This is a genomic window from Streptomyces sp. NBC_01261 (genome assembly GCF_036226385.1).
GTDB lineage: Bacteria > Actinomycetota > Actinomycetes > Streptomycetales > Streptomycetaceae > Streptomyces.
The window spans coordinates 1,319,293-1,339,005 of sequence record NZ_CP108463.1; the positions used below are offsets into that span (position 1 = coordinate 1,319,293).

Consider the following 19,713-nt stretch of genomic DNA (forward strand, 5'->3'; position numbering starts at 1 on the left):
GGTCAGAGCCGCACGATGATCAGGGCCGTGTCGTCGGTGGCGCCGCCGTGCGGGAGCAGTTCGAGGAGTACGGCGTCCGCGAGGGCTTCGGGGTCGGTGTTCCGGTGGTGGACGAGGGAGTCGGCGAGGCGGGCCAGGCCTTTGTCGATGTCCTCGCGACGGCGTTCGATCAGACCGTCGGTGTAGAGGACCAGGGTGGAGCCGCGGGAGAACGTGGTGGTGGCCTGCGGTCGGGGCATCGGGTCGGGGCGGGCATCGAGGGGCGGGTCGGTGGCCCGGTCCAGGAATTCCACGCTGCCGTCGGGATGGACCAGGGCGGGCGGTGGGTGCCCGGCGCTGCTGTAGGTGATGGTGTGGCGGTCGAAGTCGACGAAGGTCGTGACCACCGTGGCGGACTCGGCGCCGTCGACCACGTTGGCGTACCGGCCCAGGACGTCCAGGGCCTCGGCCGGGCCGTCCGCGACGCGGGAGGTGGCGCTCAGCGCGCTGCGCAGTTGCCCCATGACGCCGGCGGCGGCCAGGCCGTGGCCGACGATGTCGCCGACGGAGACGCCGATACGGTTGCCGCCGACCAGGTCGACGACGTCGTACCAGTCGCCGCAGACGTTCAGGGAGCCGACCGCGGGCCGGTAGCGCACGGCGATCTGGTGGCCCGCGCCCTGGCGGTGGGTGGGCAGCATCCCCTCTTGCAGGGCCAGGGCGACCTCGCGTTCGCGGGCGTGGGCGCTGCGCAGGCGTTCGTTGACCTCCTGCAGTTCGCGGGCGCGGGTGTACAGCTCGGCCTCCAGGACGCGGGTGCGGCTGCCGCCGGAGCCGCCGCGGGCCCGGATCAGTTCGGTGACCTCCTCGACCCGGTGGACGAGGAGGACGACCTTGCCGTCCGGGTCGACCACGGGGGCGTTGACCGGGCTCCAGTAGCGCTGGTCCCACTTCCCGGGGCACGCCGTCGACTCCACGTCGTAGCGCTGGAGGGCCATGGTGTCGCGTTCGCCGGTGGACAGGACGCGGCGGAGCGAGGTCTCCAGGTTGCGCATGCCGGTGGCGGCGGGGTCGTTCGGGTTGTCGGGGAAGACGTCGAAGAGGAAGCGGCCGACGACCTGCTCGCGGGTGCGGCCGGACATGCGCAGGAATTCCTCGTTGGCGTCCGCGTACACCAGGTCGGGGGTCAGCAGGGCCACCATGCCGGGCAGCCCCTGGAACACCGCCGCGTAGTCGATCTCCGCGTCCGTCATGGCCCTGCCACCAATCGCCGCTATCACACCATTTTCCCACGATATAAGCAGACCGGGTGCGCCTCAGGAGGCACTTTGCGGTCACCCGGTCACTCAGCGCCACACGATGGGTAGGGTGCTCCGGTGACAACGTCCTCCTCCCCCACTCAACTGATCGTGGTGCGCGGCAACAGCGCCTCCGGCAAGAGTTCGGTGGCCACGGGTCTGCGTGAGCGGTACGGCCGCGGTATCGCCCTGGTCCGCCAGGACGTCCTCCGGCGCGAGGTGCTGCGCGAGCGGGACATCCCCGGCGGCGCGAACATCGGCCTGATCGACCTGACCGTCCGGCACGCCCTGGCGAACGGCTTCCACACCGTGCTGGAAGGCATCCTCCACCTCGCCCACTACGGCGAGATGCTGGCGGGTCTGCTCGCCGACCATCCGGGCCGCACGCACTGCTACTACCTCGACGTGCCGTTCGAGGAGACCTTGGCCCGGCACGCCACGAAGCCCATCGCCGACGACGTCACCGAGCATCAACTCCGTGAGTGGTACCGGCCGTTGGACCTGCTGCCCGGCGGCGTCGAGACGGTGGTCCCGGCGGTGAGTCCGCTGGAGGGGACGGTCGACCGGGTGCTGCGCGAGTCCGGCCTGTGGGTCGGGGACTCGTCGATCGACCGTACGCCGGCTCCGTGATCGAGAGCGGGACTCCGGGTACGGCGGCGGCCCGGCTCACCGGGTGCACGGTGGTCGGTGAGCGTCCGCTGTCCGGGGTGGTCACCGAAGTCACGCTCGACGGTGGGCGGTTGGTGATCGTCAAGGGCGACGCGGCTCCCGGCGCGGTGCGGGCGGAGGCGGCGGGGCTGCGCTGGCTGGCGGACGCCGGTACGGTCCGGGTGCCCGCCGTGCGCGGGGTGGACGAGCACTGGCTGGTCACCGACCACGTCCGCACCGGCCCGCCGGGTGCGCGGGCGGCCGTCCGGTTCGGCCGAGACCTGGCCGCCCTGCACGCCTCCGGCGCACCGGCCTTCGGTTCACCACCGCCCGGCGGCCCGACGGACGCGTACATCGGGCTCGCCCCGATGCGCAACGTGCCCGCTCCCGACTGGCCCAACTGGTATGCCGGGCAAAGGGTGTTGCCGTATGTGCGCCGAGCGGTCGACGCGGGCACCCTGCGGCCCGCCGAGGCGACGGTGGTGGAGCGTGTCTGCGAGCGGTTGCCCCAACTCGCCGGTCCCGCCGAGCCACCCGCGCGGCTGCACGGCGACCTCTGGAACGGGAACGTGCTCTGGGGCGCCGACGGACACGTCCGGCTGATCGATCCGGCCGCGCACGGCGGACACCGGGAAACCGACCTGGCGATGCTGCACCTCTTCGGCTGCCCCCACCTGACCGAGGTGCTGGACGGCTACCAGGAGACCGCGCCACTCACCCCCGACTGGGCCGACCGCATGGGGCTGCACCAGCTGTTTCCACTGCTGGTGCACGTGGTGCTGTTCGGGCGCGGCTATGCCGAGCAGGCGTTGTCGGTGGCACGGGCGGCTCTCGCCGGGTGACATCGGGCGAGGCTGCGGCTGTCCGGCACGGGGGCCAGGTCAGAGGGTGCCGGTGCACGTCGTGCCGTTCGGACACGGCTGCGCCGAGCGGACCACCTGAGCCGCGCGTGTGGTCCTGGCCGAGTGGCAACCGACGAGGCCGCCCGGCACAACGGGTCACGCCAGACGCTGCCGGTGCACACCGTGCCGTTCGGTCCCTGCTACGCCGAGCCCACCCCGACCGCGCGGGCGACCCCGCCGGAAAGACCAGGGGCGAGGGCGCCCGGCACAACGGCCCAGGTCAGACGGCACCGGTACACGCCGTGCCGTTCGGCCCCGGCCACGCCCGGCGGGCCGTCCCGGTCGCGTGGGCGGCCCTGGCCGGCTGACACCGGTCAGGGTCGCTCACCGTGTGTGGCTGGTCAGACGTGTGGGCGGCGGCCTCGTTCCTGGTGGGGGAACTTCTGGTCCGCGCCCGGCAGGGTGGGCTTCGGCAGTGTCGCCACCTCCTCCTTCGCCTTCTCCAGCTGCTCGGCCGTGTCGTCGGGCAGGCGGGGCGAGCGCGGACGGGCGTCGCGGAAGCGGAAGGCGGAGGTGAAGTCGCCGAAGGTGTCACGTCGCCAGTCGGTGACGTTCGGCTCCTCGACGCCGGTGAACCGCTCCAGGAACTGGAGCGCCGAGGTGTGGTCGAAGGCCTCCGAGGCGACCCAACCACCCACGGTCCAGGGGGAGATGATGATGGCGGGGACGCGGAAACCGCCACCGATCGGCAACCCTTGGATGAACTCGTTCGCCGTGCCCGCGGGCGGGGTCGGCGGCACGACGTGGTCGAACAGCCCGTCGTTCTCGTCGTAGTTGAGGATGAACGCGGTCTTGCGCCACACCTTCGGGTTGGACGCGATCGCCTCGATCTTCGACGCGACGTAGTCGGCGCCGGCGGCCGGGAGGTAGTCCGGGTGCTCGGACTGGTAGCTCGTGGGGCAGATCCACGACACCGTCGGCAGCCGGTCGTTGCGCGCGTCGTCCTCGAACGTCCCGTGCGGCTGCGGGCGTACGCCCCGCTCGTACAGGTCGGAGCCGGGCTGGGCGTTCTTGAACGACGCGAACTGCTCCAGCATGTTGGTGCCGTAGTCGTCCTCCTCCTGGTACACCTTCCAGCTGACGCCGGCTTTCTGGAGGCGCTCCGCGTACGTCGTCCAACGGTAGGGCGTCGGGGCGACGTTGCTGATGATCGGGCCGCCCTGGGTACCACCGGGGTCGATCGAACCGGTCATCCACATCAGCCGGTTGGGCCAGGTGGGCCCGAACACCGAGCAGAAGTAGTTGTCGCAGATGGTGAAGGTCTCAGCGAGCGCGAACTGGAACGGGATGTCCTCGCGCGTGTAATAGCCCATCACGTAGGGGCCGTTGACGCCGTCGGCCGCGCGGTGGGCCGGCAGCCACTGGTCCATCTTGCCGTTGTTCCAGGCCTGGTGCTGTACCGACCAGGCGTGGCTGGTGGACGGGATGGCCTGCGCGCTGGAGGTGTGGGTGTCGAGGTGGAACGGGAGGAGGTAGCCCTTCGGGTTCACCGCGTCCGGCTGGTAGAAGACGCTGCGCCCGGTGTCGAGTTTGCGAGCGTGCGGATCGGCGAATCCGCGAACGCCGGACAGGGTGCCGAAGTAGTGGTCGAACGACCGGTTCTCCTGCATCAGCATGACGACGTGTTCGATGTCGCGCAGCGAGCCGTTCTTCGGCGGTTCGGCGGCGACGGCTTTCTGGACGCTCGGCGGGAGGAGGGAGAGTGCCGCGGCGCCGCCCACCGCGCCCGCGGCGGAACCCAGGAGTCTGCGACGTGTCAACTCGGCCATGATTGCCCCTTCTTGAAGAGCTTCGAGGGATCTCGTGGACCAGACCTCGGATCACTCTCCGCCCATTTCGGCATGGGGTGTCAGGGGCGTGCGATGAATTTGCGGCCAACGTGCGGAAAGGGGTTGGCCAAGCCGTGACCGGCAACATCCGGGCGTTGCTCGGGTGTTGCCAAACCTTGGGGGACGGCTGACGGACGCATGAGCCGGCCCCTCCGGGGACGCCGGTGCCGTACGTGTTTCCCGTTTGCGAAGTTCCTAGGCGGAGTTCCTCGGGCGCAGCCGGGCGGCGATCGCGGCCACGTCGTCCTCCGCCTCCTGGACGTGCAGGCGCAGCACGATGTCGTCGAGGAGGCGGGAGACACCCTGGCCGGGGTGCAGGCGGAGCCGGGCAAGCCGGGCGAGGGAGACGTCGATGTCCTCGCCGCGGCGTTCGACCAGGCCGTCGGTGAACATGACCAGGGTGTCCTCGGGGGTGAGGGTGAGCGTGGTCATCTCGTAGTCGGCGAGGCCCGTGCCGAGGGGTGGGCCGACGGGGACGGGGATCAGTTCGCCGGCGCCGTCGCGGTGGAAGACGGCGGGCGGGAGATGGCCCGCGCTGGAGAAGGCGGCCGTGCCGCGGTCAGGGTCGAGGAGGGCGAGCAGGCAGGTCGCGGGGCGGCGGTTGTGCTCCTCGGACATGGCGGTGTCCATCTGGCGCAGGATGCGGTGGGGCGGGAGGTCGGTGGAGGCGACGTAGCGGAGCATCGAGCGGTACGCGTTCATGTCGACGGCCGCGTCCAGGCCGTGGCCCATGACGTCGCCGATGACGAGGAGGGTGCGGCCGTAGTGCAGTCGTACGGCCTCGAACCAGTCGCCACCGACGAGGGTGCCGCTGCCGGCGGGCAGGTAGCGGGTGGCCATCTCGACGTTGGGGTGGGGGCGGCTGGGTTCGGTGAGCAGGACCTGTTGCAGGTTCAGGGCGGTGGTGCGCAGGCGGTGGTGTTCGACGGCGTGGTGCAGATGGGCCGCGGTGAGGCGGGCCGCGTAGTGCACGGCGGCGGCCTCGTCGTCGCCGAACGCCCGCCCGGCGCGGATCGCGAGGAGCGCGCCGTAGGCCTTGCCCCAGGCGGTCAACGGCACGGAGAGGGCGGCGAGTACGCCGTGGTCGTTCGTGGTGAAGGACGTGGTGATCGGATGGCCGGCGTCCAGGGCGCGGACCATGACGTCCTCGCGCGGCACGGTCCGCAGGCTGTCCAGCAGTTCCTTGCGGCCCACGGCCGCCATCGGGTGCAGCATGCCGTGCGGTGCCGGACGGGCCTCGTCCTGCGCGAACAGGTCCACGGCCGCGGCGTCGCACAGCCCGTCGACGAGGAACCCCGCACACTCCGCCGCGGTCCTCCGCTCGTCGAGCGACGACCCGATCGCGGACACGGCCCGCTCCGCGAGCGCGAACCGATCGGCCGCCCCCACCTCTGACCCACCAACCCCGTCGCCGTCCACCAAGGCCCCTTTCTGCCACCCCCATCCCAACACCCGCGCGAGCGTTCGGACGGTAGCGACCCGTTGCGCGGTGGGATCGGGTCGGGGCGGGGGGCCGGTCACGGGGGTGTGGAACTCCTTGGCCGTAGCGCCCGTAGCGCCGATATCGTCCGATCCGATCCCTTGATCCCCTGCGCGGAGAGCGACTCCGATGACGACCCAGCAGCCCACGACCACCCTCTGGCGCCCCACCGGCCCCAAGGAGCTGGACCTGGTCCGGGCGCTCGACTGGCGCGCCTGGCCGCCCCGGCTGCCCGAGCAGCCGATCTTCTACCCGGTCCTCAACGAGGACTACGCAATCCGGATCGCGAGGGACCGGAACGTCAAGCACGACGGCGCCGGTTTCGTGACGCGCTTCGACGTGGAGTCGGAGTTCCTGGCCCGGTATCCCCTCCAGCAGGCGGGCGGCCGGACGATTCTGGAACTGTGGGTGCCGGCCGAGGAACTGGACGAGTTCAACGCCCACATCGTCGGCGAGATCCGGGTGGTGCACGAGTTCCACTGAGCCTTCGGAGCTCGGGGTTCGTCGCCGGGGCGGCATCCGCTCCGGTAAGCCACGGAACCGCCGCATCCCGGACGGCGACTATCAGCCACCGAACATGCGGGCCACCGCAGGGCCCTGTCCTGGACGACATACGAAAGTGTTTCGTAACCGAGGAATTTCCCGTGCTTGTCCTGGGTGTGAATTCCGTGTCAGTGTCCCGGCCAGCAGGCAGGCGACCCGCGGTGGGGCATCCGAAAGCCTTTCGGGCCGGTTTCCGTTTTCGATCTGCCTGGCCGAACTACGGCATGCCGAAAGAAGAGAGGCACACCATGCGGGGAATCCCGGTCACCGGACATCTCGGAAGCCCGAGAACGCGACGCGCCGTCGCAGCCGCGGTCACCCTGGCCGCCGCAGCGAGCCTGGCCGCCTGCGGGTCCTCGGGACCGTCCAGCACCTCGTCGGCGAAGGGCCTGACGATGTGGGCGCTGAACGACCAGACGATCCTCAAGCAGTCGGTGGACGCGTACAACAAGGACCACCCCGACGAGAAGATCACCCTGCGGCTGTTCGCGAACGACGACTACAAGCAGAAGCTCCGCGTGGCCTTCGGCGCGAACCAGGCCCCGGACCTCTTCTTCAACTGGGGCGGCGGCGCCCTGAACGACTACGTCAAGGCCGGCAAGGTCGACGTCCTGAACACCTCGGACGTCAACACGGACCGGTACACCGACAGCGTGATGCGGAGCGCGACCTTCGACGGCAAGGTCTACGGCGTACCCGTCAACGGCCTCGCCCCGGTGGTCCTCTACTACAACAAGAAGGTGCTGTCCGACGCGGGCGTCCAGCCGCCGAAGACGTACGACGACCTGCTCGCGGCGGTGAAGAAGCTCAAGGGCAGGGGAGTGACCCCGCTGTCCCTCGCGGCCAACTCCAAGTGGCCGACGCTGATGTACCTGGAGTACCTGCTGGACCGCACCGGCGGCTCCCGCGTGTTCAGCGACATCGCCGCCGGTGACGCCGCCGCGTGGAAGGACCCCTCGGTCACCAGGGCCAACGAGAAGCTCCAGGACCTGGCGAAAGCCGGCGCCTTCGGCGACAACGCCTCCTCCGTCAGCTACGACCAGGGTGCCTCGACCGCGCTGCTCTACACGGGCAAGGCCGCGATGGAGGTGATGGGCACCTGGGAGTACGCCAACATGGCCAAGGCCGCGCCCGACTTCCTGAAGAAGGGCGAGCTGGGCTACACCGCGTTCCCGGCGCTGACCGGCGGCGCCGGAAGCGCGGCGAACATCGTCGGCAACCCGTCGAACTTCCTGTCGCTGAACAAGTCGTCCAAGAACAAGTCGGACGCGCTGACGTACCTGAAGAACTACGTCCTCAACGGCTCCCAGGTCGACGCCTACCTCGCCTCGGGCAGCGTCCCGCCGGTCAAGGGCCTCGACGCGAAGCTCGCCGCGGTGAAGTCGTCGTCCGACAAGGCGTGGCTGACGTTCGTGTACGACCTGGTGGACAAGGCCCCGAGCTTCCAGCTCTCGTGGGACCAGGCGTTGCCGTCCGACCAGGCCGACCCGCTGCTGACCAACACCGACAAGTCGTTCCTGCGGCAGATCGCGCCCGCGGAGTTCGGAGTGAACATGAGCAAGGCGGGCTCGTGACCATCACCACCACCCCGTCGCGGCGCAGAGGAGGGAGCGGCCTCCTCATGGCCGCCCCGGCCCTGCTCCTCTTCGGTCTCTTCGGTTTCGTGCCCCTGGTCGGTGTGGCGGCGCTCAGCGTCGCCCGCTGGGACGGGCTGGGTTCCATCAGCTGGGCGGGCCTCGCCAACTGGACGTCCGTCCTGACCGACAGCGCCACCTGGCAGTCGGTGTGGCTCACCCTCAAGGTGATGGTGGTGAGCTGGCTGGTGCAGACGCCGATCGCCCTGGCGCTCGGCCTGTTCCAGGCGCCCAAGGGGCGGCTGCGCGCACTGTTCGCCGTGCTGTTCTTCCTGCCGCTGCTGCTGTCCGCGGTGGCGATCGGCCTCACCTGGCAGGCGCTGCTCGACCCGTCCTTCGGCATCGGCTCCACCCCCGGACTGCACTGGCTGGCCCAGCCGCTGCTCGGTTCGCCCGAACTCGCCCTGTACACCGTGATCTTCGTGATCGCCTGGCAGTTCCTGCCGTTCCACGCCCTGCTCTACCAGGCGGGGATACGGCAGATCCCGACCGCCCTGTACGAGGCCGCCGCGCTCGACGGTGCCGGACCTGTGGCCCGCTTCCTGCACATCACGCTGCCGCAGCTGAAGTACACGCTGGTCACGTCGAGCACGCTCATGCTGGTCGGCTCGCTGACCTACTTCGACCTGATCTTCGTCCTGTCCGGCGGCACCGGCGGCCCCGGCACCGCGACCCGCGTCCTTCCCCTCGCGATGTACATCACCGGTTTCCAGTCCCACGACATGGGCCGGGCCAGCGCGGTGGCCACGCTTCTCGTGGTCTTCGGCCTCGGCCTGTCGCTGCTGACCACCCGCCTGTCCGGCTTCACCCGGATGGACAGCCAGCAGGAGGGCATGTGAGCACCACCGTGACCAAGAGCCGCACCACCACCGGACGGGAGAGCGCCCCCAGCCACCGGGCGGTGCCGCCGACACCCGTCCGCCGGAACCCCGTTCCCGGGTTCCTCCGCCGCACCCTCACCAGCGGCGCCACCCTCTTCTGGACGGCGATCGTCGTCATCCCCATCTACTGGCTCGTCGTCACCAGCCTCCGCAGTCAGTCCGACTTCACCTCCGACAGCCCCCTCGCGCTGCCCAGCCACCCGACGCTGGACAGCTACCGGACCGTCCTGGACGGCGACTTCACCACCTACCTCCTCAACAGCGTGATCGTCACCGCGGGCACGGTCGTCATCGCCGTCGCCGTCGCCCTGATGGCCGCGTTCTCGATCGTCCGCAACGCCGGCACCCGCTTCTCCCGCGTGTCGTTCCGCCTGTTCCTGCTCGGCCTGGCGATCCCGCTCCAAGCGGTGATCATCCCGGTCTACCTGCTGATCATCCGCATGCATATCTACGACAGCCTGCTCGCGATCGTCCTGCCCTCGGCCGCGTTCGCGCTGCCGATCACCGTGATGATCCTGGTCAGTTTCCTGCGGGACGTGCCCCGTTCGCTCTTCGAGGCGATGATCGTCGACGGCGCCGGCGACTGGCGCATGCTTTGGTCGCTCGCGGCGCCGCTGGCCCGCCCGGCACTGATGACGGTCGCCGTCTACGACGGTCTCCAGGTCTGGAACGGCTTCCTCTTCCCCCTCATCCTCACCCAGAGCGGCGACAAGGCCGTCCTGCCGCTGGCACTGACCCTGTTCCGCGGCCAGTTCGGCATCGACGTACCGGCCACGATGGCGGCGGTGGTGCTCTCCACCCTGCCGATGCTGGCCCTGTTCATCCTGGCCCGCCGTCAGCTCGTGGCCGGTCTCACCGCCGGTTTCTCCAAGTAGCCCCCACCACCGGGCAGTTCACCCGCACGTAGGCCGGGCCGTGCGCCCGGCCCCGTCGGCGTGCCCGCGCAACACCGAGGAGTCGTGAATGACGACCACCATGCCCGACCACGGCGGCCTCCCCCAGGAGGAGAGCGACCGCCCCTGGACCGACCCCGCCCTGCCCGTCGCCGACCGCGTCGAAGCACTGCTCGCCCGGCTCACCCTGCCGGAGAAGGTCGCGCAACTGAGCAGTACCTGGGAGGACATCGAGGCCGACGGCCCCGAAGTGGCGCCGGGCAGCAACCACTTCGGCCGCGTCGGCGACCTCGACGAGACCGCCCGGCACGGCCTGGGCCAGCTCACCCGCCCGTACGGCACGCTGCCCCGGCCCGCGTTGGAGCACGCGCGCCTCCTGGCCCGGCACCAGCAACAGGTCGTGGCGCAGAGCCGGTTCGACATCCCGGCGATGGCCCACGACGAGTGCCTGACCGGCTTCACCGCCTACGGCGCCACCATCTACCCCACCTCGCTCGGCATGGCGGCCACCTTCGACCCCGCGCTGATCCGCAGGGTCGGCGAGGCCATCGGCTCCGACATGGCCGAGGCCGGAGTCCACCAGGGCCTCTCCCCCGTCGTCGACGTCATCCGCGACTACCGCTGGGGCCGCTGCGAGGAGACCTACGGCGAAGACCCTTACCTGGTGGGCGAGTTGGCCGAGGCGTATGTCACCGGACTGCAGAGCGCCGGGGTGTACGCGACCCTCAAGCACTTCGCCGGGTACTCCGCCTCGATGGGCGGCCGCAACCACGCCCCCGTGCACGCGGGCCGCCGTGAACTCTTCGACGTGATCCTCCCGCCGTTTGAACGCCTCGTCGCGGCGGGGGTGCGGTCGGTCATGAACTCGTACGCCGAGATCGACGGCGAGGCGCCCGCCGCGAGCCGCTGGCTGCTGACCGAAGTCCTGCGCGAGGCCTGGGGTTTCGAGGGGACCGTCGTCTCCGACTACTGGTCCCTGCCCTTCCTCGTCAACGCCCACCGAGTGGCCGCCGACCTGCCCGCCGCGGGCGCGCTCGCCCTGCGCGCCGGCATGGACGTCGAGCTGCCCGACCAGCGCGGCTTCGGCAACGCCCTGGTGCAGGCCGTCGAACAGGGCATGGTGGACGAGGAGTTCGTGGACCGGGCGGTACGCCGGGTCCTGCGCCAGAAGGTGGACCTCGGACTGCTCGACGCCGACTGGGACCCTCGCCCGCCCGCCCTGCGCGCCGGCGAACTGGACCTCGACAAGCCCGTCAGCCGCCAACTCGCCCACGCCGTGGCCCAGTCGAGTGCCGTTCTGTTGTCGAACGACGGTGCCTTGCCCCTCCCGACGACCGGCCGCATCGCGCTCATCGGCCCGTGTGCCGACGACGTGCGCACCATGTTCGGCTGCTACAGCTTCCCCAACCACGTCCTCGCCGAACGCGACGACCTCGGCGACGGTGTCGAGGCGGTCTCCCTGCGCCACGCCCTGACGGCCGAACTACCCGACGTGGAGTGGGAGTTCACGCAGGGCTGCCCGATCCGCGAGGCGGACCGCTCCGGAATCGCGACCGCGGTGGTGGCGTCCGCCGGGGCCGACCTCACCGTGCTGGCCGTCGGTGACAAGGCCGGCATGTTCGGGATCGGTACCTCGGGAGAGGGCTGTGACGTGGAGGATCTGCTCCTGCCGGGCGTGCAGGAGGAGCTGATCGAGGCGGTGTTGGCCACCGGGCGGCCGGTCGTCCTGATCGTGAGCAGTGGCCGTCCGTACGCGGTGGGCCGGTTCGCGTCCACCGCCGCAGCGATGGTGCAGGTCTTCCTGCCGGGCGAGGAGGGCGGCCGTGCGGTGGCCCAACTCCTCGCAGGCAAGGCGAACTTCAGCGGCAAGCTCCCCGTGCAGATCCCGACGACGCCCGGCGGCCAGCCCTACACCTATCTCCACGCGCCGCTCGGCGACCGGCAGAGCTGGCTGTCCAACCTCGATCCGACACCGGCGTTTCCCTTCGGGCACGGGCTGTCGTACACGACCTTCGAGACCGACGGACTCGGCGTGGACCGTGAACTGGTGCCGGTGGACGGCGAGTTCACGGTCAGCGTGCGGGTGCGGAACACGGGGGCGGTAGCGGGTGCCGAGACGGTCCAGCTGTACGCGATCGACCCGGTCGCCCAGGTGACCCGGCCGGTGCGGTCCCTGCTCGGCTTCGCCAAGGTGGCCCTCGAACCCTGTGAGCGGGCGACGGTCCGCTTCCATGTCCACACCGACCGGCTGGCCTTCACCGGCCTGGCCGGCACGCGCGTCGTCGAGCCCGGCGAGATCCTGCTGGAGGCGGGCTCCTCCAGCCTGGACACACCCGTGCGCGGTGCGATCCGACTCGTGGGCGAGGAAAGGGATGCGGCGGTTCTGCGGCACCACGCGGTGCCGGTGAGCGTCGAGCGGGAGTAGGCGGCGGGGACGTACACGAAGCGGCGCCACCGTATCCGACGGTGGCGCCGCTTCCGTCGTGTGCCTAGGCGCGGCTCCACTGCTGGGTCGCGTTGCCCAGCCCGGTCCACAGCTCGACCTTCGAGCCGTTGGCCGTCCCCCAGTTGGTCACGTCGACGACCAGGCCGTTGGCCCGGTTGACGATCGTGCCGTCCACGCGGAACGCCCACTTCTGGCTGGACTTTCCGTTGCAGGCCCAGAGGATGAGCGTGGTGCCCGCGGTGGTGCCGTCGCCGTTCGCGGCCAAGCAGCTGCCGTTGACGCGGAGTTCGCCGGCCGTGGTCTGCGTGATGGTCTGGTAGGCGTTGCCCGAGCAGTCGTAGATCTGGACCTGGACGCCCGTCGCACCGTTCGGGACGTCGAGGCAGCGGCTGGAGTACGTGCCCTTCAGGGTGAAGGTGGAGGCGGTGGGGAGCGGGTCCTGGACCAGTTGCCAGTCCTGTGAGCCGTCGGTGGTGGCCGCCGCCACGGTGACGGAGCCGCCCGCGGTCGAACCGGTCATGTAGAGGCTGGTGTTGAGGACCGAGCGGAGCTTGTAGTAGCCGCTGGTCGAGGACGCGACCTGGGTCCACTGTTTGTCGGTGGCTCCGTCGTCGACCCACTGGGCCAGCTTCTGCCCGGCCGTCGCCGTGCCGGTCCAGATGGCCGCCGCTCGACCGCCGGCCTTGTTGAGCAGCGTGACGTTGCTGCCCTTGGCGGTGAGGTGCCAGCGCTGGGTGGTGGCCGCGGTGTCCGCCGCGAGGACGAGGTCGGGGGTGTTCCCGGTGAGGTTCGCGTCCTGGGTCTTGCCGGACGCGGTGCTGAGCACCTGGCCGGTGAGCCGGTTGACGAGGCTGTAGTAGGCACCGTCGGAGCGGCCGAGGTCGACCTCGGCGTAGGTCACGGGGCCGACGCTGGTGCCGCTCCAGGACGCCTGGAGGACGAGGACGCGTCCCGTGCCGTCGACGTACTGCAGGTTGCGGCTGTACCCGGCGGCGATCGGGGTCTTGTACTCCTTCCAGGTGCCGGTGGACAGTCCGGACTCGTTCACCCAGACGTCGCCGCTGCCTGCGGCGTTGTAGACGATCCGGCCGTCCGGCATCGGGAGCAGGACCGGGCTGCCGCCGGTGGACAGGGTGGCCCCGCCGGAGGGTACGGGCAGTGAGGTGATGGCGGCGTCGGTGGCCGAGAAGAACTTCGTCGGGTCGTCGGACATCCGGTAGCGGACGTTGGTACCGCCGCCCCAGTACTCGTACGTGAGAAGCCACTTGCCGTCGGTCGTCGGGGCGATGGTCGTCATGCCGGGCCGACCGCCGCCGATCTCCGTCTTGCCGTTGCCCATGCTCACCGTGGAGCCCGGCACGTCAACTACCGGAGAACTCCAGGCAGTTGTCGTACCGCCGTCCCAGGTGCGGTGCAGGAGGACCTGGCCGCCGGAGTCCGTCGCCGTGGCGTTGTCCGGGTCGAGGGTCGGGGCGCCGGTGGTGGTGTTGTAGCCGGTGTAGTCGTCCTCGTCGGAGTAGTAGGCGATCAACGTGCCGTTGTGGGCCAGGAGATGGGGTTCCCACACCGGGTCGACCTGCGCGTAGGTGTTGGCCGTGGAGACCCGGCCGACGCTGCCCGCGCTGCCGCCCTGCCAGCCGCCGGCGGCGATGATGTTCTGGATGGTCCAGGTCGCACCGTCGTCCGTACTGGAGTACAGGGCGAGGGCGACGTCCTTGCGGTCGCCGTCACTGGTGGGGGTCCAGCTGGAGTTGCGGGCCTTCTGCTCCTGGTAGTAGTAGTCGTCGCCCGAGACGATGCTCGCCAGCAGCAGGGTGCCGGCGGTCAGGCTGCCGACGTTCTGCGGGAGGACGTAGAGAAACGGGTTGGTCCAATTGCTCGTGTATTTCGCGTACTTGGAGTCGCTGGAGAGGTACGCGGGCGCTTTGACGTCGGACAGTTTCGCCCAGGTAGTGCCGTCGTCGTCGCTCTTGTACACGGGCAGGGTCTGGCCGACCGGAGCGGTCTGGTCGTTCTCGAAGGTGGCGACGATCCGGCCGTCCGCCAGCTGGGCCGACTTCGGGTAGAGAACACACGGGCTCTTGCTGCACGCGGCGGTGTTGGTCGCCGTATACAGATTCGCGGGACTCGGCTGATAGGCCGACGCAGTCGTCGTGGAGGCGATGGCGAATGCCACGCCCATGCCGAAGGCGGTCGCCGCAGCGAAAGCCTTTCGCGCCCAAGATCTGGTCAACGGCGTTCCTTTCACCGGGGGAAGGCGCGCACCACGTTCCAGGGATGCCGGAGTTTCCGGAGGTCCCAGGGGGATGGAATGGGGGTGCGGAGCAGGAAGCCAGTATTCGGATGGGACACCGCGATGTCACCGGCATGTGTCGAAAGTGTTTCGCAGGATTGCGAGTTACGCGGTATTGACGTGCTTGATCGGGCGGCGCACGGAGGTCGAGGTCCGCAGGACGAGTTCCGTGGCCAGCTCGATGCGCGGGGACACGGGCTGCCTGCCCTGGGCGAGTTCCAGGAGCACCCGGGTCGCCTCGCGCCCCAGCTCCTCGAAGGGCTGACGTACGGCGCTCAGCGGTGGGCAGGCCATGGCCGCGACGAGGGTGTCGTCGAAGGACATGACCGCCAGGTCGTCCGGTACGGCGAGCCCCTGCTGCCGGGCCGCCTCCAGCACGCCGAGCGCCTGCGCGTCGCTGGCCGCGAAGACGGCCGTCGGCGGGTCGGCGGCGCGGAGGATCTGGCCGGCGGTGGCGAGGGCCTCGGCGTAGTCGAAGTCGGTCGAGCGGACGATCGCCGGATCGTAGGCGATCTGGGCCTCCTCCAGCGCGGCCCGGTAACCGTGCACGCGTGCCGCCCCGGCCAGGGAGTGGGAGCGGCCCGCGACCATGCCGATCCGGGTGTGCCCGAGCCCCAGCAGGTGCTGTACGGCGTCGCGGGCGCCGCTCCAGTTGGTCACGCCGATGCTGGGGATGTCCTCGGAGGGCGCGCTGAGCGGGTCGATCAGCACCACCGGGAGCCGCTGCTCGACGATGCGGCGCTGGTCCTCCTCGGACAGCATCGAGATGACGATGACGATCCCGGCCGCGCCGAGCGCGACGCACTGCTCCAGCCACCCGGAGATCGACCGCCGGCTCGTCGTGCCGGTGACCACGTCGATGCCGAGCGCGCCGGCCGCGTCCACGATGCCGCGGACCACCTCCAGCGTGTACGGCCCGGACAGGTCACGGAACACGGCGATGATCTGCCGGGGTGTCGCGGGATCGCGTTCCCACGGGCGCACGAAGCCGTGCCGGGCGAGGAGTTCCTCGACCCGCTCGCGCGTCCTGGCGCCGACGTCCCGGCGCCGGTGCACCACCTTGGACACCGTGCTGAGCGAGACCCCCGCCTCCGTGGCGATGCTCGTCAGGAGGCCGTACTGCGCCTCCAGTTGCCCCTTGCCGCGACCTGTCACCCGATGCCCGTTCCGCTCGCCGAACACCGATGCGCCGGACCGCATCGCGTACCTGGCCAGTAACTTTGCCGCAACGTAACGGGACGCGGGCCGCCGGGGCAAGACCGGTGCACGCCCCTCTCACACGGCTCGACCTGCGGGGAACGCGCGACCCTCATCCCATGCGAGTCGAATCAGTGCCGCGATGCACGGTCTCGGCGATCCGCACGAAGGACCGGATCAGTGGCGTGGTGCCGTCGGCGCGCCAGGCGATGACGAACCTGCTCGGCGGCATGTCGGTCAACGGCACCACCGTCAGCCCCTCCGGCAGGTCGTGCCCGAGGGGCATCAGGCCCACGGTGCCGTTCCACAGGACGGACTGCAGGCACTCGCGAGCCGTCCGTACGACGGGCCTGTCACGGCGTCGGCCGTGGCCCGCCGAGCCCGTCCAGTAGGCCTGCCACACCGTGTCCGTGCCGTCCGGGAAGCGGAACCAGCGGCGCTCGGCGAGGTCGGTCAGGCGCAGGCTGTCGCGGTGGGCGAGCGGGTCGTCCGTACGGAGGACCACGCCGACCCGTTCCGAGCGCAGGGTGCGGGTGGTGATGCCGGTGTCGTCGAAGGGTGCCCTGGTCAGCGCCACGTCGACGAGTCCTGCCCGTAGTCCCGCGGTCGGATCGGTCAGGTCCGACTCACGGACGAGGATGCGGGCGGCGGGGTGGTGCTCCCGATAGGCGGCGGCGAGCCGGGTGCCGAACCGCTCCGCGCTGTCGGCGAGGGTGCCCACGGTCAGGGTGACCGGTCCGGCCGTCGCGGTGACGCGGGCCCGCACCCGGTCGGCCTGCGCCAGCAGGGCGCACGCCTCCTCGTGGAGCAGGACACCGGCCGGGGTGAGCGCCACCCCCGTGGGCGAGCGGAGCAGCAGGACACAGCCCAGCTCGGTCTCCAGCTGTTTGACCGCCCGGCTCAGCGGCGGCTGGGTCATCCGCAGGCGCACGGCGGCCCGGCCGAAGTGGAGTTCCTCGGCGACCGCCACGAAGTAGCGCAGCGTGCGTAGCTCCATGACCGGCGATGATACCGACGCGGTATCGGCCGTACAGGATCGGTCTTGGACACCCCTGGGGGTCCGGCGGTGGAGTGGTGGACGGACGAGATCGCCGTACCGCTGAGGAGTCATCATGGCCGACCACGTATCGCCCGACCGGGTGCCGCACGACCCCGTCGTGCATGTCGCCGAAGTCCGGGAGCTGGGACGGGACTTGGTGGTCGTGCCCGACGGGCGGGTGCGGTTGGTGCCCAACATCGGGGTCATCGGCGGCCGGGACGCGGTGCTCGTCGTGGAGACGGGACTGGGCCCGCGGAACGCCGAGAAGGTGCTGGAGTTCGCGGCCGAGTACGCCGGGGGCCGCAGGCTGTACCTCACCACGACCCACTTCCACCCTGAACACGCCTTCGGGGCCCAGGTGTTCGCGGGCGAGGCGACGTTCCTCGTGAACCGGGCCCAGGCCGAGGACCTGAAGGTGAAGGGCGCGGGCTATCTCGACATGTTCCGGGGACTCGGCGAGCCGGTCGCCCGGCAGCTCGAAGGTGTCGTCCTGCCGGAGCCCGACCTGGTCTACGACGAGACGTACGACCTCGAACTGGGCGGCCGGATCGTGCAGTTGAGGGCCACCGGGCGGGCGCACAGCAAGGGCGACCAGGTGATCCGGGTGCCGGACGCGGGCGTGCTGTTCACGGGGGACCTGGTGGAGGCGGGGCAGTTCGCCATCTTCCCGTGGTTCCCGCCGTACGACACCGATGTGTCCGGCACCCGCTGGCTCGCGGTGACGGAGCGGCTCGCGGGCGAGGGGGCGCGGGTCGTCGTACCGGGCCACGGGGCCGTCGGCGGGCCGGAGTTGCTCGCGGACGTCCGTGACTATCTGCGGCTGCTGCGGGACGAGACGTGGGCCCGCCGCGACTCGGCGTCGAGCGAGGAGACGATCGTCGAGGAGGTCCGGGCGCTCATGGTCGAGCGGCATCCGGAGTGGGCCGAACGGGACTGGATCGACAAGGGTGTTGGCTGCCTGTGCGCCGAACACCCGCAGTGAGGAGGCGAGTTACGACGCGCTGGTGACGAAGCCGTCCCTGGCCGTGTCGAAGACGGGACGGTAGGTGTCCCACTTCGCGTCCGGGGCCGAGAGGTAGATGTCGTACTCGCGGTCGCCCTCCCGGCCGAAGCCGAGGTCGATGGCGCGGAACACCCGGACCCGGCCCTGGAAGGTGAACTCCCAGATGGCGGCGGGCTGTTGCCGGAAGGTGGTCTGCTGCATACGGAGCCTGCGGTACGTGGGGTAGTTGACCTTGGTGTTGGCCTCGGTGTCCGCGAAGTGCGTGCTCGGATTGGGGCCCGCCGGGTCGACGATCCCGATGGTGAGTCCGGCGAGGCCCGTCTCGTCGGTGTAGGTGACCTCTTCCGCCGTCCGCTTGCCGGCCTTCCAGCCGTCCGGAACCGGGAAGGAGACGCCGAGTCGGCGGTCCCGGACGAGGTGGTAGCCCTCCGGCAGGGGTGATGCGGAGGCCGTGGTCGTGGGCCGGGAAGTCGCGTGACCGGGCGCTGACTCGGACGTGGCGTGCAGCACGAACGCCGTGGCCGCCACGGCAGCCGCGGCAGCGGTGGCGATCCCCCCGAGGAGGAGCCCCTTGCGGCTCCGCCGCCGCCCACGACCGGGCTCTGCCGCAGGCTTCGGGTCCGGTCCCGCGACGGGCAAGTCTGCGGTGGCCGGGGGCAGTTGGTCCGTGGACTCGCCCCACCAGGCGGTCTGCAGGGCCCGTTCCGTCTGTTCCGCCGTCGGCCGCTCGGCGGGCTCCTTGATGAGCAGCGCCTCGATGAGCGGCTCCAGCGGTCCGGCCTGCTTCATGGGTTCCAGGGGGTCCACGGCGATGGCGTACGCGGTCTCCATCGCGGTGACCCGGCGGAACGGCGGGCGTCCCTCGACGGCCTGGTAGAGGGTGGCGCCCAGAGCCCACAGGTCGGAGGCGGTTCCGGGGGTGAGCCCGCGGATGCGTTCCGGGGCCATGTAGTGGATGGAGCCGACCATCTCGCCGGTCTTGGTGAGGGTCGACGTTCCGTCCGTCATGGCGATGCCGAAGTCGGTGAGGACGAGCCGGTCGCCGGTGCCGAGGAGGACGTTGCCGGGTTTGACGTCACGGTGCAGCACGCCGGCGGCGTGGGCGGCGCGCAGGGCGGCGACCATGTCGAGGCCGATGCGGGCCGCCTCCTGGTACGGGAGGGTCCGGCCGTCCTTGAGGAGTTCGGCGAGCGTGGGGCCCGGGACGTACTCCATGACGATGCAGGGGCGCCCCTCGTCGTCCACGACGTCATGGACGACGATCACGTTCGGGTGCGTGATGCGGGCGGCGCTGCGGGCCTCGCGGCGGGTGCGCTCGAAGAGGGTGGCGAGTTCGTCGGCGGAGAGTTCCGGGCGGACGTGCAGCCGCTTGATCGCGACCTGGCGGCCGAGCACCTCGTCGTCCGCCCGCCAGACGGTGCCCATGCCGCCCCGACCGATCTGCTCGGTCAGCCGGTAGCGCCCGGCGATGCGACGCCCTTCGTCCGACACGGTGTCCTCCGCCGGTTCTGTCCATGTTCGATTCGCCTGGTCACCATAACCGGCTCTTGTCCCGGATCGTGTGGGGTGGATCACGGCGCCCACCGTCGACGGGAAGGCAGCGCGCCTCGGCTGGCGGGTCCCCACCTCGACTGGAGGGTGGAGAGGG

At 70.6% G+C, this 19,713-nt stretch carries 15 protein-coding genes; 8 read left to right on the plus strand and 7 right to left on the minus strand.

What is annotated here, in order from left to right; genetic code table 11:
• Positions 1–2: 2 nt before the first annotated feature.
• The gene (locus OG226_RS05840) at positions 3–1,232 is read right to left on the minus strand and encodes a PP2C family protein-serine/threonine phosphatase (protein WP_329348183.1); all 1,230 of its coding nucleotides are present in this window, start codon (positions 1,230–1,232) and stop codon (positions 3–5) included.
• A 123-nt stretch (positions 1,233–1,355) separates the two neighbouring features.
• Between OG226_RS05840 and OG226_RS05845 the strand changes: the two genes are divergently transcribed.
• Both OG226_RS05845 and OG226_RS05850 read left to right on the plus strand, forming a co-directional pair.
• Positions 1,356–1,907, plus strand: coding sequence for an AAA family ATPase (locus OG226_RS05845; protein ID WP_328675624.1), 552 nt, complete (start codon positions 1,356–1,358; stop codon positions 1,905–1,907).
• On the plus strand, positions 1,904–2,767 hold the full coding sequence (locus OG226_RS05850; RefSeq protein WP_329348184.1) for a fructosamine kinase family protein: 864 nt from the start codon (positions 1,904–1,906) through the stop codon (positions 2,765–2,767). The genes OG226_RS05845 and OG226_RS05850 overlap by 4 nt, the downstream gene beginning before the upstream one ends.
• 401 nt (positions 2,768–3,168) lie before the next feature.
• Here the strand turns inward: OG226_RS05850 and OG226_RS05855 are convergent, their stop codons facing one another.
• Together OG226_RS05855 and OG226_RS05860 are read right to left on the minus strand one after the other, a co-directional pair.
• Positions 3,169–4,596 carry an alkaline phosphatase family protein gene (locus OG226_RS05855; protein WP_329348186.1) on the minus strand — a complete coding sequence of 476 codons (1,428 nt, stop codon included), beginning with the start codon at positions 4,594–4,596 and terminating at the stop codon, positions 3,169–3,171.
• Positions 4,597–4,851: 255 nt separating this feature from the next.
• Positions 4,852–6,078 (minus strand): PP2C family protein-serine/threonine phosphatase, encoded by a 1,227-nt coding sequence (locus OG226_RS05860; protein WP_443066866.1) that lies wholly within the window; start codon positions 6,076–6,078, stop codon positions 4,852–4,854.
• 187 nt (positions 6,079–6,265) lie between these two features.
• On the opposite strand from OG226_RS05860, the gene OG226_RS05865 reads away from it, so the two are divergent.
• The 5 genes from OG226_RS05865 to OG226_RS05885 all read left to right on the plus strand — a co-directional run bounded on the left by OG226_RS05865 (position 6,266) and on the right by OG226_RS05885 (position 12,512).
• On the plus strand, positions 6,266–6,619 hold the full coding sequence (locus tag OG226_RS05865) for a hypothetical protein (RefSeq protein ID WP_329348189.1): 354 nt from the start codon (positions 6,266–6,268) through the stop codon (positions 6,617–6,619).
• Between the two features lie 308 nt (positions 6,620–6,927).
• Positions 6,928–8,253: an extracellular solute-binding protein gene (locus OG226_RS05870; RefSeq protein ID WP_329348190.1), complete on the plus strand. Its 1,326-nt coding sequence runs from the start codon at positions 6,928–6,930 to the stop codon at positions 8,251–8,253.
• A 47-nt stretch (positions 8,254–8,300) separates the two neighbouring features.
• Complete coding sequence (locus OG226_RS05875; protein ID WP_329353325.1) at positions 8,301–9,152, plus strand: carbohydrate ABC transporter permease; 852 nt, start codon at positions 8,301–8,303, stop codon at positions 9,150–9,152.
• Entirely contained in the window at positions 9,149–10,069 is a 921-nt protein-coding gene (locus OG226_RS05880; protein WP_329348191.1) for a carbohydrate ABC transporter permease, read from the plus strand. Before OG226_RS05875 ends, OG226_RS05880 begins: the two co-directional genes overlap by 4 nt.
• 88 nt (positions 10,070–10,157) lie before the next feature.
• Positions 10,158–12,512, plus strand: coding sequence for a glycoside hydrolase family 3 N-terminal domain-containing protein (locus tag OG226_RS05885; RefSeq protein ID WP_328675631.1), 2,355 nt, complete (start codon positions 10,158–10,160; stop codon positions 12,510–12,512).
• 64 nt (positions 12,513–12,576) lie between these two features.
• Here OG226_RS05885 and OG226_RS05890 read toward each other — a convergent pair whose 3' ends face one another.
• The 3 genes from OG226_RS05890 to OG226_RS05900 form a co-directional block, all read right to left on the minus strand.
• Positions 12,577–14,715 carry an RICIN domain-containing protein gene (locus OG226_RS05890; protein WP_329348192.1) on the minus strand — a complete coding sequence of 713 codons (2,139 nt, stop codon included), beginning with the start codon at positions 14,713–14,715 and terminating at the stop codon, positions 12,577–12,579.
• 216 nt (positions 14,716–14,931) lie between these two features.
• Positions 14,932–16,026 (minus strand): substrate-binding domain-containing protein, encoded by a 1,095-nt coding sequence (locus OG226_RS05895; protein WP_328675633.1) that lies wholly within the window; start codon positions 16,024–16,026, stop codon positions 14,932–14,934.
• 109 nt (positions 16,027–16,135) lie between these two features.
• Positions 16,136–17,020, minus strand: coding sequence for a LysR family transcriptional regulator (locus OG226_RS05900; RefSeq protein ID WP_329348194.1), 885 nt, complete (start codon positions 17,018–17,020; stop codon positions 16,136–16,138).
• Between the two features lie 115 nt (positions 17,021–17,135).
• Here OG226_RS05900 and OG226_RS05905 point away from each other — a divergent pair, with 115 nt between their 5' ends.
• Entirely contained in the window at positions 17,136–18,044 is a 909-nt protein-coding gene (locus tag OG226_RS05905; RefSeq protein WP_329348195.1) for an MBL fold metallo-hydrolase, read from the plus strand.
• A 9-nt stretch (positions 18,045–18,053) separates the two neighbouring features.
• Here OG226_RS05905 and OG226_RS05910 read toward each other — a convergent pair whose 3' ends face one another.
• The gene (locus OG226_RS05910) at positions 18,054–19,556 is read right to left on the minus strand and encodes a serine/threonine-protein kinase (protein ID WP_329348197.1); all 1,503 of its coding nucleotides are present in this window, start codon (positions 19,554–19,556) and stop codon (positions 18,054–18,056) included.
• Positions 19,557–19,713: the final 157 nt, after the last annotated feature.